14 protein-coding genes are annotated in these 15,499 nt (G+C 50.1%); 10 read left to right on the forward strand and 4 right to left on the reverse strand.

The features are described 5' to 3' along the window. Positions 1-44 precede the first annotated feature (44 nt). The 3 genes from CCY32_RS08590 to galE all read left to right on the forward strand — a co-directional run bounded on the left by CCY32_RS08590 (position 45) and on the right by galE (position 3,053). Positions 45-1,595, forward strand: a complete 1,551-nt coding sequence (locus tag CCY32_RS08590) for a peptide MFS transporter (protein WP_088330213.1) — start codon at positions 45-47, stop codon at positions 1,593-1,595. A gap of 137 nt (positions 1,596-1,732) precedes the next feature. Beyond that, positions 1,733-2,044 (forward strand): DUF6170 family protein, encoded by a 312-nt coding sequence (locus tag CCY32_RS08595; protein WP_088330214.1) that lies wholly within the window; start codon positions 1,733-1,735, stop codon positions 2,042-2,044. Beyond that, positions 2,037-3,053, forward strand: coding sequence for a UDP-glucose 4-epimerase GalE (gene galE / locus CCY32_RS08600; RefSeq protein WP_088330215.1), 1,017 nt, complete (start codon positions 2,037-2,039; stop codon positions 3,051-3,053). The genes CCY32_RS08595 and galE overlap by 8 nt, the downstream gene beginning before the upstream one ends. A gap of 274 nt (positions 3,054-3,327) precedes the next feature. Here galE and CCY32_RS08605 read toward each other — a convergent pair whose 3' ends face one another. The 3 genes from CCY32_RS08605 to CCY32_RS08615 all read right to left on the reverse strand — a co-directional run bounded on the left by CCY32_RS08605 (position 3,328) and on the right by CCY32_RS08615 (position 7,503). Then, positions 3,328-4,668, reverse strand: a complete 1,341-nt coding sequence (locus tag CCY32_RS08605) for a sigma-54 dependent transcriptional regulator (RefSeq protein WP_088330216.1) — start codon at positions 4,666-4,668, stop codon at positions 3,328-3,330. Beyond that, a complete protein-coding gene (locus tag CCY32_RS08610; protein WP_088330217.1) occupies positions 4,665-5,816 on the reverse strand; it encodes an ATP-binding protein in 1,152 nt (383 codons plus the stop codon). The genes CCY32_RS08605 and CCY32_RS08610 overlap by 4 nt, the downstream gene beginning before the upstream one ends. 232 nt (positions 5,817-6,048) lie before the next feature. Continuing rightward, a complete protein-coding gene (locus CCY32_RS08615; protein WP_088330218.1) occupies positions 6,049-7,503 on the reverse strand; it encodes a sigma-54 dependent transcriptional regulator in 1,455 nt (484 codons plus the stop codon). 310 nt (positions 7,504-7,813) lie between these two features. Between CCY32_RS08615 and CCY32_RS08625 the strand changes: the two genes are divergently transcribed. Beyond that, positions 7,814-8,743, forward strand: coding sequence for a KpsF/GutQ family sugar-phosphate isomerase (locus tag CCY32_RS08625; RefSeq protein ID WP_088330220.1), 930 nt, complete (start codon positions 7,814-7,816; stop codon positions 8,741-8,743). A gap of 74 nt (positions 8,744-8,817) precedes the next feature. Here the strand turns inward: CCY32_RS08625 and CCY32_RS08630 are convergent, their stop codons facing one another. Then, the gene (locus tag CCY32_RS08630) at positions 8,818-9,618 is read right to left on the reverse strand and encodes a flagellin (protein WP_088330221.1); all 801 of its coding nucleotides are present in this window, start codon (positions 9,616-9,618) and stop codon (positions 8,818-8,820) included. A gap of 203 nt (positions 9,619-9,821) precedes the next feature. On the opposite strand from CCY32_RS08630, the gene CCY32_RS08635 reads away from it, so the two are divergent. The 6 genes from CCY32_RS08635 to rfbA are packed head-to-tail and all read left to right on the forward strand — an operon-like array spanning position 9,822 to position 15,476. After that, positions 9,822-10,763, forward strand: coding sequence for a Gfo/Idh/MocA family oxidoreductase (locus CCY32_RS08635; RefSeq protein ID WP_088330222.1), 942 nt, complete (start codon positions 9,822-9,824; stop codon positions 10,761-10,763). A gap of 1 nt (position 10,764) precedes the next feature. Next, positions 10,765-11,346 carry an acyltransferase gene (locus CCY32_RS08640; RefSeq protein WP_088330223.1) on the forward strand — a complete coding sequence of 194 codons (582 nt, stop codon included), beginning with the start codon at positions 10,765-10,767 and terminating at the stop codon, positions 11,344-11,346. Continuing rightward, positions 11,346-12,452, forward strand: coding sequence for a DegT/DnrJ/EryC1/StrS family aminotransferase (locus CCY32_RS08645; RefSeq protein ID WP_088330224.1), 1,107 nt, complete (start codon positions 11,346-11,348; stop codon positions 12,450-12,452). The genes CCY32_RS08640 and CCY32_RS08645 overlap by 1 nt, the downstream gene beginning before the upstream one ends. Further along, complete coding sequence (gene wecB, locus CCY32_RS08650; RefSeq protein ID WP_088330225.1) at positions 12,449-13,534, forward strand: UDP-N-acetylglucosamine 2-epimerase (non-hydrolyzing); 1,086 nt, start codon at positions 12,449-12,451, stop codon at positions 13,532-13,534. The genes CCY32_RS08645 and wecB overlap by 4 nt, the downstream gene beginning before the upstream one ends. Beyond that, the gene (gene rfbB, locus CCY32_RS08655) at positions 13,531-14,610 is read left to right on the forward strand and encodes a dTDP-glucose 4,6-dehydratase (RefSeq protein ID WP_246840567.1); all 1,080 of its coding nucleotides are present in this window, start codon (positions 13,531-13,533) and stop codon (positions 14,608-14,610) included. The genes wecB and rfbB overlap by 4 nt, the downstream gene beginning before the upstream one ends. After that, complete coding sequence (gene rfbA, locus CCY32_RS08660) at positions 14,607-15,476, forward strand: glucose-1-phosphate thymidylyltransferase RfbA (RefSeq protein WP_088330226.1); 870 nt, start codon at positions 14,607-14,609, stop codon at positions 15,474-15,476. Before rfbB ends, rfbA begins: the two co-directional genes overlap by 4 nt. Positions 15,477-15,499: the final 23 nt, after the last annotated feature.

The following is a 15,499-nucleotide window of genomic DNA, read 5'->3' on the forward strand; positions in this document are numbered from 1 at the left end:
ATGAGTACGGCGACGAACCTGTCTATTCTACAAGGCTAATAATAATGACAACGAAAACGACAATGAAAAACGACACAGGGTTCTTCGGGCACCCCGGTGGTTTATCCACCCTCTTTTTTACGGAAATGTGGGAGCGCATGAGTTATTACGGCATGCGTGCCCTGCTGGTGTTATATATGACCGCCAGCATGCAGGAAAACGGTCTGGCGATTACCGTGGCCTCTGCCACTGCCATCTACGGGCTTTACACCGGGGCCGTCTATTTTATGGGCCTGCCCGGTGGCTGGATAGCCGATCGTCTGATTGGTGGGCAGCGAGCGGTCTGGTATGGCGGCATCGTGATCATGAGTGGCCATATTGTCCTGGCCATACCCGGCGACCATACCTTCTTTATCGGTCTTATTCTGGTGGTACTGGGCACAGGCTTGCTGAAGCCCAATATCGGCGCCATGGTGGGTCAGCTTTACAGCAGTGAAGATGAACGTCGTGACAGCGGTTATACCCTGTATTACATGGGTATCAACATCGGTTCCATCATCGGCTACTTTGTCTGTGGCTACCTGCAGACCAATATGGGCTGGCACTGGGCCTTTGGGGCCGCGGCTGTGGGAATGGGACTGGGTCTGATTCAGTATCGCATCACCCTGCCCAAGCTGGAAACCGTCGGGCAACAGGCTCCGCAACCGCTGTCAGTCAATGCCACCCGCATAAGCTGGGGCGTCATTGTCGCCTTCTTAGTGTGTCTGGCGCTGGTTTCCTTTGCCACGATGACCGGACTTCTGACCATTAACCCGGTGAGTATCGCGCAAAATGTCGCCATCGGGATCACCGTCATATTCTGCGTGTATTACGCGGCGATTTTCTTTTTCTCAAACTTAAATGGTGATGAGAAGAGACGCCTGCTGGCACTGCTGTTGGTGTGTATTGCATCTATTTGTTTCTGGGCCGGGTTTGAGCAGGCAGGCTCATCGCTGAACCTGTTTGGTCGTGATTTAACCGACCGCATGATTGGCGCCTTTGAGATTCCGGCCGCCTGGTTCCTGTCTGCCAACTCCATCTTTCTGGTTATCCTGTCACCCTTTTTTGCGGCCCTTTGGATTAATCTCAGCAAGCGCATGATTAACCCCTCTTATGGGTTTAAGAGTGCGCTGGGTCTGATCATCATGGCCACCGGCTTTATTGTCATGTTCTTCGCCGCACAATTTGCTGCCAGTGGCCTCAAAGTGGCCCCTTACTGGCTGATTGCCACCTACTTCCTGCACACAGTAGGTGAGCTGTGCTTAAGCCCGGTGGCGTTAAGTGCCGTGAGTAAACTGTCACCCAAACGCATGGCCGGGCAGATGATGGGCGTGTTTGTACTGACCTATTCCATTGGCAATGTGGTTGCCGGACTGCTGGCGGGGAATTTCGACCCAGAGAAGCCGGCGGAAATGCCTGCTCTGTTCATGCAGATCACCCTGTTCAGTATTGCCATTGGTATCGTGATCTTCCTGCTGGCGCTGAAAACCCGTCGTTGGGAAAAACTGGCTGAAAAAGCTGAAGATGACCACCCTGGTGCGGTTATTGACGCCAACGAACCGATTAAACAAGGCTAACTGCCGCCACTAAAACCTATCAGGCCCCTGACCGCTGCCGCGGACAGGGGCTTTTTTTTGTGCAAAATTAACCTGCCCCTGACGACAACAGATTGATAAGATAGGGACTATTGGTTGCCCGACATACACGGGGTGTTATGAAGCTGTACTTTTCTACCCGGCACATAGACGCGCTAAAGGATCTGCCACTGACACGGCGCTTAACCCTGCTCCGAGAGGCCGGTGCCAAACTCACCGCACCGGAAAAGATGTTGCTGAACATCCTTAAGCTATGCATTCTGGTGCCTGCTTTTGCCTTTATATTGTACGCGCCAAAAGACTGGCTGAACCTGCTTTGGGCGGTGCTACTGTTGTGCGGCTACCCCTTGCTGGTCAAACCCCTTCAATATGGGCTGAGCGAAAAATACCTTCCATCACAGACAGTTCAGGGAGACACACAAGATGTCTGAAATCCTGGTCACCGGCGGCGCCGGTTATATCGGTAGTCACACCGTTCTGCAATTATTAAAGCAAGGCTATAGGGTTACCGTACTCGATAACCTTAGCAATGCCTCACAAGAGTCGCTGAAGCGGGTTGAAACCCTTACTGGCAAGCCCATCAACTTTATTCAGGGCGATATCCTCGACAAAGACTTACTGCAGCGCCTTTTTTCATCACAGAAAATCGATGCAGTGATTCATTTCGCCGGGCTTAAGGCGGTCGGTGAGTCGGTGGCACAACCGCTGCGTTATTATCAGAATAATGTGGCCGGTACGCTGACCCTGTGCCAGGCCATGCAGGCACACCAGGTGACCAACCTGGTTTTCAGTTCCTCGGCAACAGTTTATGGGGACCCGGCGGCCCTACCGTTATTGGAGTCCATGCCAACGGGCCAGCCCACCAATCCTTATGGACAGTCAAAACTGATGGTGGAGCTGATACTCAAAGACCTTTACCAGGCTGACCCGAACTGGAACATCACACTGTTACGTTATTTCAACCCGGTGGGTGCCCATCCCAGTGGCGACATTGGCGAAGACCCCAACGGTATTCCCAATAACCTGATGCCCTTTGTGGCCCAGGTTGCCTGTGGTAAACGGGAGATATTGAGCGTCTATGGTAATGATTATGACACCGAAGATGGCACCGGTGTCAGAGATTATATTCATGTGGACGACCTTGCCGCAGGGCACCTGAAAGCACTGGAGCATCTGCCCGGCTCCGGGATCAAAACCTACAATTTAGGCACGGGACAGGGTTTTAGTGTGCTGCAAATGATCAAAGCGTTTGAAAGAGCCAGTGGCAAGTCAGTGCCTTTTAAGGTGGTCAGCAGACGCCCGGGCGATGTAGCCAGCTGTTACGCCGACGCATCGTTAGCAGAGAAAGAGCTTGGCTGGCGTGCCGAGAAAGGTATTCAGCAGATGTGTACAGATACCTGGCGCTGGCAGTCACAGAACCCCGATGGTTACCGCAGTTAAGTTATCAGCAAATCGGATTCAATACTAAGATCTGGATTCCCGCCAAAGGCGTGCGGGAATGACTGTCTGTCATGCCCGAGTGTTGTTATCGTTATCGGGCACATAGTGGCCTTTGAGAAAACAAGATTAACCACCAAGGCTCGGAAAAACATTGGGATATCAGCGGTTTACGGTTCTATAAATCTCAGTGTCCTACTTGGCTCTGTGATGAATATTACTTTTTTCGTGCCTGTCGTGTTGTTCGTGGCTAAAAACGGTTTGATTCGTGCCAGCCTCAGGCTGGCAGCTCTATACCCACATCTCGCATTTTAGCCAGTTTATAACGTAAGGTGCGCGGACTGATGCCGAGCTTATCGGCAACGGCCTTACGACTGCCATTGCAGGATTTCAGCGTATCCAGAATGATCTGGTGTTCTTGTTGCTGCAATTCATTTCCCAGTTTGCTGCCCTCCGGCTCGCTATACTGCACCTCATCAACCTCTGTGGACATGTCCTGTTCGAGCATCAGATCGGCGGCATCAATCTGATCGTCACTAACCAGAATCAAGGCCCGCTGAATAACATTCTCTAACTCACGGACATTACCGGGCCAGCTGTATTGCTCCAGCTTGTTACGGGCTGATGCACTGAGGACAGGAATGGCGTTGCCGCCCTTTTGACTGTGCCGTTCAATCAGGTGCTGTGCTAACGGGATAATGTCGCCCTTGCGCTGCGCCAATGGTGACCAGATAAGCGGAAACACATTCAGACGATAATACAGATCTTCACGGAATTTTCCGTCCTGAACCGCCTGACGCAGGTCCCGGTTACTTGTTGCCAACACTCTGACATCCAGATCAATGGTTTTGCGACTGCCCAGGCGCTCCACTTCTTTCTCCTGTAACACCCGCAGTAATTTTGCCTGCAAAGACAAATCCATTTCAGTGATTTCATCCAGCAAAATGGTACCGCCCTGCGCCTGTTCAAATTTACCGGGACAGGCCTGCAACGCACCGGTAAAAGCCCCTTTGTCGTAACCAAACAACGTCGCTTCGAGCATATTTTCGGGAATGGCGGCGCAATTAATGGCCACAAATGGTTGCTCGGCTCGAGCTGACTGGTCATGAATATAACGGGCCAGCACTTCTTTACCCGAACCGCTGGGACCGAGCACCATAACTGTGGCATCGGCCCGGGCTACTTTTTGTGCCAGTTCCAGTAACTTTTTGCTGGCCGGGTCGCCAACCACGGGGTGACAGGATTCGACCTTCTGAGCCGGTGCATAACGCCCTACTAAGTTAAGCAGCACTTGGGGCGCAAAGGGTTTTGCAAGATAGTCGGTGGCGCCATCGCGCATCGCCTGTACCGCATCATCAATGGTTGCATAAGCCGTCATCAGCAGTACCGGCAGATTGGGATACTTCTGCTTAATACTGCGCAGAAGCGCCAGACCAGACATCTGTCCCATCTGAATATCACTGACAACCAGATCCACACTGTGCTCGCCGAGCATCGACATGGCGGTTTCTGCACAGTCCGCTTCGAGCAACTCATAGCCGCCCAACAGCAGGGTATCCACCAGAGCCTCTCTGAGACCGGCATCGTCCTCAACAATCAGTATTCTGCTCAGGCTCATACTTTGCTTCCTCCTGCACTCAACAAGGAATAGTTTTGCTCTTCCCGGTAGATAGGGAGCAACATCTCAACACACGCGCCCCCCTGTTTATTATTGGACGCTCTCACCTTTCCCTGATGAGATTGTGCCACCGACTTCACTACCGCCAGACCAAGCCCGGTTCCCTGGCTCTTTGTGGTAAAGAAGGGGTCGAAAATACTCTTACACTTACTGCTCGGGATGCCGGGCCCATTGTCACTCACAGACAGAATGACCTGCTCGGCATTTTGCCCGTCACGGGCCGCAGAAATGGTTATATGGCAGCCCTGCGGGACCGCCTGCAGGCTATTATGGATAAGGTTCTGCAAGGCGCTGGCCAGCGCCGTTTTATTCCCCATCACCAGGATATCGGGCTCAGGCAAAGCCAGTGTTAAGGAGGCCTGACGTTGTACTAACATGGCCTCACTGCCTGCTTCCACTTCAAGCATCAGACTTTGTAGTGACAGTTCCGTCACCACTTGCTGTTCACCACTTTTGGCGAATAGCAGCATGTCGTTTACCTGTTGCTCAAGATCTTTGAGCCTGGCCATCAGTTTGTCAGCAAACTGGTTACGGGAATCTGGGTTGAGTGTGGGGTTTTGCAGATTAGCACCATATAGCATGGCTGAAGCTAGTGGTGTGCGTATCTGGTGCGCAAGTGACGCCACCATGCGACCCAGTGATGATAAATTACGCATGTGACTGATCTGCTGCTGTAATCGCCGGGTGTGGGTCAAATCGGTAATCACAATCAGTTGTCCCGGCTCCAGCTCAAGAGGAGAAATAGAGAATTTCACCTTGCGGCCGTCCTGCAATGACACCTCATGGCCATCATCAGCCTGTGGCTTGAAGGCCCGGGTAATAATGGAGCGCCAGCCCTGTCCTTCAAGAGGCTCGCCGAGTAACTCAACCGCCACCTGATTAGCTTGTTTCACTACCCCGCTGCCATCGACAACGATGACCCCGGCGGGCATAACTTCGAGCAGGTGCTCAAGGCGAGAGGATTGTTGGCGCAACCGTAACACCTCTTGCGGTGGCACCTGTGCTGGCACTTCCTGCACGGGTGAACGCAAAGACTCACCGCTGGCTGAGGACTCAACTGATTTAGAATGCTGCAACTCGGTCGTCATAATTACCCCATGTCAAAACTTGGACACCGAAATGGACAGAGTAGCTAAAGCAGAGAACGTGCCAGTCTTTTTATTACTGATTTATCAAAAGGTTAGAGGCAATAACGGGTTGTCAGAAAAACGGCAGTGGGATGTTTAGGGGGCACAGAAGGCACGATGACAAGACGCATAAGCCGCTCTCAGCGGGCTGTTAAGGCCAGCCAAAAACGTTCTATCTGAACGTCGGCACAGATTATTCTTTAGAGAGCCCGTACTTGCGCATTTTTTCCACCAGCGTGGTGCGGCGCATCCCCAGCACCTCAGCCGCTCGGGCCACCACCCATTCCTGCTGCTCCAGTGCCTGGGTAATCAGATTCACTTCCAAATCGGCAAGGTACTCTTTGAGGTTAAGGCCATCCTGGGGCAGGTTATGGCTGTCGCCGGTCATCGCACCCTGCATCTCAGCTGAGGAGTCATCGAGCGTTTTATCATCACTGTCATCATCCGCGCCAAATAATGCGTTGATGGCCTCTCGCTCCAGTAACTCCTCCGGGTAATCGGGCTCATAGCCATCCGCTTCGAGGTGCTGGTATTTAGGAGGGAGATCACCCACATCCACCACACGGTTGGGATACAGAATGAGCAGGCGTTCCACCAGATTCGACAATTCTCGCACATTGCCTGCCCAGGGATGCTCCATTAAAGATTGCAGTGATGCCTGGGTAAACTTAACCGTGCTGCCGGATTCATTTTCCGCTCGGCTGACCAATTCCTGTAATAACAGTGGAATGTCCTCAGAGCGCTCCCGTAGGGGGGGACTGTCGATAGGGAAAACATTCAGGCGGTAGTAGAGATCCTCGCGAAAATTGCCTTCACTGATCATGGTTTCAAGATCACGGTGGGTCGCGGCGATGACACGTACATTACAGGGAATGGGCTTGACTCCCCCCACCCGCTCATACGTGCGCTCCTGCAACACACGCAACAATTTCACCTGCATTTGCAACGGCATATCGCCAATTTCATCGAGAAACAGCGTTCCCCCCTCGGCCAGTTCAAAACGGCCTTTTCGGGAGCTCACTGCACCGGTAAAGGCCCCTTTCTCATGACCGAAAAGTTCACTTTCCAGCAATTCTCCGGGAATAGCGCCACAGTTTACGGGTATAAAGGGCCCACTCTTGCGATTCGACAGGTAATGCACATTTCTGGCGACCACTTCCTTACCGGTACCCGACTCCCCAAGAATCAACACATTGGCTTCGGTGGGGGCAACCTGCTCAATCATATGCCGTACCGCCTGTATTTCGGCACTTTTACCGATAAGACTACGGAATAATTTCGTCTTATTCTGCACCGAGGTGGCGCTGCCTGGCCGGCGAGAGAGATACGCCTGACAGCGATGCAGCATCTGTGTCAGTTGAGGATAAGTAACCGGTTCGGCCACACGTCCCACCAGATTACCGCTGCACGCCTGACTGCTTTGCCCTACCAATACAAATGGCAAATGCGGATAGGCCTGACTCAGTGCGTCAATCACAGAGGTCGCTTCAGCGTCTATCAAAATAGCACCTAAAGCCTGATCACTTTGCAAATGCGAGGCCGCCTGTGCCGGCAGCACCTCTTCAGACTGTTCGCCCATAAATGTCAGTATGGTTTGCAGGCTGACTCGGCGAGCTTCTGGCTCACTGATAATCAGAATTTTACTCATACCCTGGCGACCTCAACGTTGTCATCGCAACCCGCACTGAAAATTGAATAAGGCAGAAGGCATTGCCCCCGGTTGAAAAGCCACCTGTTAATCATGGCTCTTGATGGACTGCTAACTAGGATTTTAACCATTAACATGGCCGACGCAACCAGTGCATTCAGGTTTATGATCAATAGCTTAGATATTGGATAAAAAAACAGCAAAATCCCCACATTCTGATGCTGAAACACTCATTGGCATGGAGTATATTCGACAAGCCTACCGCTTTTCAGTCAAAATAGCCGCATAATTTGCATCACGCTGAAGTCAGATGGATTACCAACACATTGCCCGAGAGGTATTTGACATAGAAGCCGCCGCGGTGGCGAATCTGTCCAGGCGTCTGGACAAACAATTTGACCAGACTATCGAGCAGATATTGTCGACACAAGGACGCGTGATTGTCTGTGGTATGGGCAAATCAGGTCAGATCGGACGCAAAATCGCCGCTACCCTGGCGAGTACCGGCACTCCCAGTTTTTTTATGCACCCTGGCGAGGCCTATCACGGCGATTTGGGCATGGTGGCTAAAGAGGATGTGTTTATTGCCATTTCCAATTCAGGCGAAACGGAGGAAGTGGTCAAACTGCTTTCGTTCCTAAAGGAAAACGGTAACTTCCTGATTGGTATGACCGGTAACAAAGACTCCACCCTTGCCAGAGCTGCCAATACGGTACTGGATGTGGCCGTGGATAAAGAAGCCTGCCCCCTGCAACTGGCACCCACCTCTTCAACCACTGCCACCCTCGCTATGGGCGATGCGCTGGCCGTGACCCTGATGAAAGCTCGTGATTTCCAGCCGGAAGAATTTGCCCGTTTTCATCCAGGCGGCAGCCTGGGCCGTCGCCTGTTATCTCGCGTCAGAGATGAGATGATCTGTGAAAACTTACCGCTGCTGTCTGCCGATGCCAGCTTTGCAGAGGTGGTTAATTGCATATCTGGCGGTAAGCTGGGCATAGCCGTGGTGGAAGCTAAGCAGGGCTACGGCATTATCACCGATGGTGATATTCGCCGCAGCTTTACACAACATGCAAAAGACGTGTTCGACCTGAGCGCAGCGAAAATGATGACCCTGCACCCCAAGAGCATCCCGGTTGATGCCAGAATGAATGACGCATTTTCATTAATGGAAAAGCACCAAATCACCTCTTTGCTGGTGTTGGGGGAAAATGGCAGTCTGATAGGCATTGTCAAGAAGTAAGCTGTTGCTCTGGCGCTTCATCATCAAAAAAGGCCGCTGTCGCGGCCTTTTTATTCTGTCAATTTACGAATACTTTAACTCAGCAGTGCGAGCACCTGCCCCTGCTGCTGATTGGCCTGAACCTGAACGCTGGTAGCTGCCTGACCCTGAACACTATTGGCTGCCTGCTCTGCAGTTGCCTGGGCATAATCCGTATCCTGAATACGACTCTTGGCTGCCGCCACATTCACCTCTGTGTTAGACAGATTACGCGCAGCACTCTCAAACTGATTCTGAACTGCACCCAGATCGGCTCGGGCCTGACCAACAGTCTCTACCGCTGCATCAGCCGCTTCCAACGCGTCAGACGCTCCTTGTGCAGTACTGATATCCACATTCAATATATCATTCAGACTACTGGCGACATCCTGGGTGGCCACACTGATACTCTGGCCTGGGTTAGCCCCTACCTGAAAATTAAGTTCGCCTTCAGCACTTAACAGCGGCTTGCCCGCAAATTCGGTACGATCTATGGTGTCTGTAATTTCCTGCTGAATCTGCGATACTTCTTTTTGCAGTGCCTGGCGGTCAGCGTCTGAGTATATTCCGTTACCCGCTTGCACAGATAGCTCGCGGATGCGGTTAACACTGTCTGATATACCAGACAGTCCGCCTTCGGCCACTTGCGCCAAAGAGACACCGTCATAGGCGTTGTTGTATGCCTGACGCAAACCTGTAGTCTGAGACGTCAGACGGTCAATAATCTGTTGCGCGGCCGAATCGTCCGCTGCACTGTTAACGCGTTTGCCGGAGGCCAGTTTTTCAAACAGGCTTTCCTGTTTGTTCTGCACCTGCTGAAGCAACGATGCATTGGACTTAGTGTTGATCTCTAACATAATCTACCTCCTCTACCTATCTATAAAGAATAGCAGAATGGTGGTTATAAAGTAAGCAACGATATACGCCTTGGGTATAGGTTTTGATAACAGGGTATATTAGCGATGCATGATAACACTCTGTTATCGCCCTCAGGCTTTTCAAGCATTGCCTAAATCGGCCGATAACCCTTGTGTAAGATTACGAACGTAGAGGGCTGATAATGAAAAAGTTTGCTTTGATGGGAGCCGCAGGTTATATCGCTCCCCGCCATATGAAAGCCATCAAAGAGACCGGTAATGACCTGGTTGCCGCCGTTGACCCCAGTGACTCGGTGGGGATCATGGATAGCTTCTTCCCTAATTGTCACTTTTTTACCGAATTCGAGCGCTTCGACCGTCATATTGATAAACGTCGTCGCAGCGGCAATCCGGTTGACTATGTTTCCATTTGCTCGCCCAATTATCTGCATGACTCTCATATTCGTTTCGCCTTACGTTCAGGCTGCCAGGCAATCTGCGAAAAACCTTTGGTGCTCAACCCATGGAATATCGACGCACTTCAGGAGATAGAAAGAGAGAGTGGCCATAAGGTAAATACTATCCTGCAACTTCGGCTTCATCCGACGATCATCGCCTTAAAACAACAGATCGAATCGCAAAACAGCAGCCAGAAGTACGACGTCGATCTCACCTATATCACTTCCAGGGGACACTGGTATTCCGTGTCATGGAAAGGGGATGAGAAAAAGTCCGGCGGTATTGCCACAAATATCGGTGTGCACTTTTTTGATATGCTGCACTATCTGTTTGGTGATTTGCAGGAAAGCAAACTGTTTAAATCGGATGGGCAGACCGCAAGCGGTTACCTTGAATATCAAAAAGCGAGAGTGAGATGGTTCCTCTCAACCGATGAAAATGCGCTGCCGGCGAGTGTTCGCTTGCAGGGACAACGGACCTACAGAAGTATCACCATGAATAACGAAGAGATTGAATTCTCCAGCGGCTTTACCGATCTGCATACACAAAGTTATCAACAGATTTTAAGCGGCAACGGATTTGGACTCGAAGACAACCGGGTTGCGGTCACTACGGTCTCAGAAATTCGCAACATGGCGCTAACCCAACACCATGACATGATTCACCCCTTTGCTATAAATTCATGAAATGAAAGATGTTTTTATACACTCATCGGCAATTGTAGATGACGGTGCAACAATTGGCTCTAAAACGCGAGTCTGGCACTGGGTTCATGTGTGCGGCTCGGCCACTATTGGCCGTGGCTGTTCTTTGGGCCAGAACGTCTTTGTTGGTAATAAGGTAAAGATTGGTAATAACGTCAAAATACAGAATAACGTGTCTGTTTATGAAGGCGTTGAGCTGGAGGATGATGTCTTTTGTGGCCCATCAATGGTCTTCACCAATGTCTATAATCCTCGCTCCGCCATTGAGCGCAAAGACCAATACCGCAAAACATTGGTACAACAAGGTGCGACTCTTGGCGCCAACTGCACCATTGTATGTGGCGTGTCCATCGGGCGATACGCGTTTATCGGAGCCGGAGCCGTTGTTAACAAAGACGTCCCAGACTATGCCCTGATGGTGGGTGTGCCAGCCAGACACATTGGCTGGATCAGTGAATTCGGTGAGCAGCTCAACCTTCCGCTCAAAGGTGACGCAGAAACCACCTGCCCTCATTCCGGCGACACCTATGAACTTAAAAACAATACAGTAACCAGGAAGGATTGATGGAGTTTATCGATCTACAGGCGCAACTGGCAACAATGCGCGAGAACATCGACCGGCGAATCGCCAGGGTGCTCGATCATGGCCAGTTTATCATCGGACCAGAGGTGCATGAGCTGGAAGAGAAGCTGGCAGATTATGTAGGAGTAAAGCACTGCATCAGTTGTGCCAACGGCACCGATGCATTGCAGCTTTCCCTCATGGCACTGGATGTCGGACCCGGCGATATTGTTTTTACCACTGCGTTTTCCTTTTTCGCCACCGCTGAAGTCATCCCTCTGGTCGGAGCCACACCCTACTTTGTAGATATTAACGAAGAAACCTACAACATTTGCCCAATTAGCCTGGAGCAAGCCATTATCGCCTGCAAAGCATCGGGAAAAGGAATACCCCGCGCTGTTATTGCGGTGGATCTGTTTGGCATGCCCGCCAATTATCCCGAACTGCGATTAATATGTGATAAATACGATCTTCATCTTATTGAAGATGGTGCGCAAAGCTTTGGTGGCAGCATTTCAGGAAAGAAATGTGGCAGCTTTGGCGATATTGCCACAACCAGCTTTTTTCCAGCTAAGCCTCTGGGGTGCTATGGTGATGGAGGTGCGATATTTACCAACAATCAGGATCTGGCTGAACAATGCCGTTCAATGCGGGTACACGGTAAAGGCGAACACAAATATCAAAACATTAGGATTGGCCTGAATAGCAGATTGGACACGATTCAGGCGGCTATCCTGCTGGAGAAACTGCAGCAATTCCCCTCGGAGCTTGAACAAAGAAACTATATTTCCAGGAAATATGCGTCAGCCCTGGGAGCTGATCTAGTTCACCAGAAAGTGAGTACTGGATTCTCCAGTGCATGGGCCCTTTACACAGTTTCAGGAAGATCTGAGTCACGTCAGTCCTATCTTGACAGACTAAGTGCACAAGGCATTCCCTCGGGTATCTACTACCCCGTTTGTCTGCACCGGCAACCCGCGATGCAAGACGCGTTGGCAGAGCCCTGTAAAAAAGCTGAGGCAGCCAGTCAAAAAGCTTTCAGTATTCCAATGCATCCTTATATGTCTGACCAGGACATTGATCACGTCATAAATGGGCTGAGCCAATGAAGATACTGACCGTTATCGGCGCTCGCCCCCAGTTCGTAAAAGCCTCAGTTGTCTCCAGAGCCATCCTTGAATTGACGCAACACCTGCCCGGACAGGTTACGGAGACGATACTTCATACCGGCCAGCATTTTGACAGCAATATGTCGCAGCTGTTCTTCGATCAATTGGGAATTCCTACGCCCAAGATCAACCTCAACATCCATAGCAACAGCCATGGTCAGATGACAGGTCAAATGCTGATTGAAATAGAAAAACACTTATTACAGGAAAAACCTGATTGGGTATTGGTATATGGTGATACCAATTCGACTCTGGCAGGTGCTCTGGCTGCAGCCAAGCTACACATACCCATTGCACATGTAGAGGCTGGCTTGCGCTCTTTCAATAAGAGCATGCCGGAAGAGATCAATCGCGTCATGACAGACCATGTGGCCAGCAGCTTGCTTTGCCCGACAGAGGCGGCAATGAAAAACCTTGAGCGAGAAGCACTGAGTAACAAAAGCTTACTAGTCGGTGATGTCATGTATGACGCATTCTTATATGCCCAATCAAAGTCAGAACAACACTGCTCGGTCGACCTCGAGGGCCTGGACGATGGTTTTATATTAGCGACCCTGCATAGAGCTGAAAATACCGATTCACTTCAGCGTCTGAAAGATATTTTGATGGGCCTAAATGAAATAAGTCTCAAAAAACGGGTTGTGTTGCCTTTGCACCCAAGAACAAAAAAACAAATTAGTCATTTTGGGTTAGAGGATTTACTCAAGGATATTCTGGTAGCTCCTCCACTAGGATATATAGAAATGGTTCGACTGCTGTCACTTTGCGAATGCGTCATCACCGACTCTGGAGGACTGCAAAAGGAAGCTTATTTTGCCAAGAAGCCTTGTTTGACGGTGAGAGATGAAACGGAATGGGTTGAAACCGTTGATGCTGGATGGAATCATCTGGTTAGCGCTTCATCACATCAAATTATTAGCCAATATGATGCTTTAGATACGCCTAATGAATGGAAGCCTCTATATGGTCATGGTGACGCAGGAGCGACTATTGTCCGGCATCTGTTAGATGGACAAAAATGATGGACATACCAGGCATTAAACGCATTCTAATCACCGGTGGATGTGGCTTTATCGGTTCTGCCTTAGTCCGACATCTTATGCACAGCACAGCCTGCCATGTACTGAATATCGATAAGCTCACATATGCGGCTAATCCAGAGGCAGTCAAAGACGCTGTAGACTCAGCTCGCTATCAACATGCTGTCGCCGATATTTGTGATAGAAGTAAAATCAAAACATTGATATCCAGATTTCAACCTGATGCGATCCTTCATCTCGCAGCAGAGTCCCATGTAGACCGCTCTATCTCCTCGCCATCCGTGTTCATGCAGACCAATATCATCGGTACATACTCAATGCTTGAGGAGGCTCTGGCCTATTGGCAAGAGCTACCCGAGAGTCGTCAGTCTAGATTTAAGTTTATTCATATCTCCACTGATGAAGTTTTTGGTGATTTGGAAACTGGTGATTCGGCTTTTGATGAATCAAGCCCTTACCTGCCCAGTTCACCTTATTCAGCCAGCAAAGCAAGTTCGGACCATCTTGCCAGAGCATGGCACCGAACTTATCGGCTCCCTGTCATAGTGACCAATTGTTCAAATAACTATGGGCCCTATCAGCATCACGAGAAATTGATACCCCATATGACTATGTGCGCCCTCAAAGAGCAGCCATTACCCATTTATGGAAATGGTAAAAACATTCGAGATTGGTTATTTGTCGATGACCATGTTGACGCTTTGACATCAGTACTCCGAGATGGCGTAGCTGGCGAGACCTATTGCATTGGCGGAAATAACGAGCTGACGAATCTCGAGTTGGTTAATACACTCTGCGCTGAACTAGATATCCTCAGACCACGAGTAAAAGGACGCTACATCGATCTACTGGAATTTGTCGAAGATCGCGCCGGGCATGACAAGCGCTATGCCATCAATAGTCAAAAAATCACTTCACAACTAGGCTGGCGGCCCTCTCACAACTTGCAGCAAGGCCTTAGTAAAACACTCCAATGGTTACTCAGTAGTTATCCGCAGTCGACTACCAACCCATGTGATGCAAATAAAATAACGGCAATAAGTGGAGAAGCGCAGTGAAAGGCATCATCCTCGCAGGAGGCAGCGGCACACGCCTTTACCCAATTACCAAAGGCGTTTCCAAGCAGCTATTACCCGTATATGACAAACCGATGATCTATTATCCCCTTTCCGTTCTTATGCTGGCTGGCATTCGCGATATTCTTGTCATCACCACACCCGCCGATCTGGATAGCTTCCGCCGCCTACTTAATGACGGTAAACATCTGGGGGTAAACATTCAATATGCCGTACAGCCTGAACCAGAAGGACTAGCCCAAGCTTTCCTTATCGGAGAGCACTTTATCGGTGACAGTCATGTATGTCTCGTGTTGGGTGATAATATTTTTTACGGTCAGGGGTTAACCCCAATGTTAAAAGCCGCAGCAAGACGACCTAAAGGTGCAACTATTTTTGGCTATCAGGTGAAAGATCCAGAGCGGTTTGGTGTAGTCTCATTTGATAGTCAGAAGCACGTATTATCCTTAGAAGAAAAACCAGCTAAACCAAAATCCAATTATGCAGTAACAGGGTTGTACTTTTACGATAATTCGGTTGTAGAGATTGCCAAGGGAATTGAGAAGTCTAGTCGCGGCGAATATGAAATTACCTCAGTTAATGAAGTGTACCTGAAGCGTAAAGAGTTACATGTTGAGGTGCTGGGCCGTGGTTTCGCCTGGCTGGATACCGGAACATACTCCAGCTTGCTTGATGCGGCTCAGTTTGTTGAAACGCTCGAAAAACGTCAAGGATACAAGGTAGCTTGTCTGGAAGAAATTGCCTTTAATAGAGGCTGGTTAGACAAGCAGATGCTGATACAGGCTGCGGATGCACACGGCAAAAACAGTTATGGCAGATATTTGCGTTCATTAATTCCGGAGATATAAGCCACTTTGACAGTGGTGCTCGG

Origin of the sequence: Lacimicrobium sp. SS2-24 (genome assembly GCF_002201535.1) — a bacterium.
GTDB lineage: Bacteria > Pseudomonadota > Gammaproteobacteria > Enterobacterales > Alteromonadaceae > Lacimicrobium.

What these genes read in the sequence shown, in the direction of transcription:
- CCY32_RS08590 (WP_088330213.1), top strand. Translation starts at nt 45, where the DNA reads ATGACAACGAAAACGACAATGAAAAACGACACAGGGTTCTTCGGGCAC.
- CCY32_RS08595 (WP_088330214.1), top strand. Translation starts at nt 1,733, where the DNA reads ATGAAGCTGTACTTTTCTACCCGGCACATAGACGCGCTAAAGGATCTG.
- galE (WP_088330215.1), top strand. Translation starts at nt 2,037, where the DNA reads ATGTCTGAAATCCTGGTCACCGGCGGCGCCGGTTATATCGGTAGTCAC.
- CCY32_RS08605 (WP_088330216.1), bottom strand. Translation starts at nt 4,668, where the DNA reads ATGAGCCTGAGCAGAATACTGATTGTTGAGGACGATGCCGGTCTCAGA.
- CCY32_RS08610 (WP_088330217.1), bottom strand. Translation starts at nt 5,816, where the DNA reads ATGACGACCGAGTTGCAGCATTCTAAATCAGTTGAGTCCTCAGCCAGC.
- CCY32_RS08615 (WP_088330218.1), bottom strand. Translation starts at nt 7,503, where the DNA reads ATGAGTAAAATTCTGATTATCAGTGAGCCAGAAGCTCGCCGAGTCAGC.
- CCY32_RS08625 (WP_088330220.1), top strand. Translation starts at nt 7,814, where the DNA reads ATGGATTACCAACACATTGCCCGAGAGGTATTTGACATAGAAGCCGCC.
- CCY32_RS08630 (WP_088330221.1), bottom strand. Translation starts at nt 9,618, where the DNA reads ATGTTAGAGATCAACACTAAGTCCAATGCATCGTTGCTTCAGCAGGTG.
- CCY32_RS08635 (WP_088330222.1), top strand. Translation starts at nt 9,822, where the DNA reads ATGAAAAAGTTTGCTTTGATGGGAGCCGCAGGTTATATCGCTCCCCGC.
- CCY32_RS08640 (WP_088330223.1), top strand. Translation starts at nt 10,765, where the DNA reads ATGAAAGATGTTTTTATACACTCATCGGCAATTGTAGATGACGGTGCA.
- CCY32_RS08645 (WP_088330224.1), top strand. Translation starts at nt 11,346, where the DNA reads ATGGAGTTTATCGATCTACAGGCGCAACTGGCAACAATGCGCGAGAAC.
- wecB (WP_088330225.1), top strand. Translation starts at nt 12,449, where the DNA reads ATGAAGATACTGACCGTTATCGGCGCTCGCCCCCAGTTCGTAAAAGCC.
- rfbB (WP_246840567.1), top strand. Translation starts at nt 13,531, where the DNA reads ATGATGGACATACCAGGCATTAAACGCATTCTAATCACCGGTGGATGT.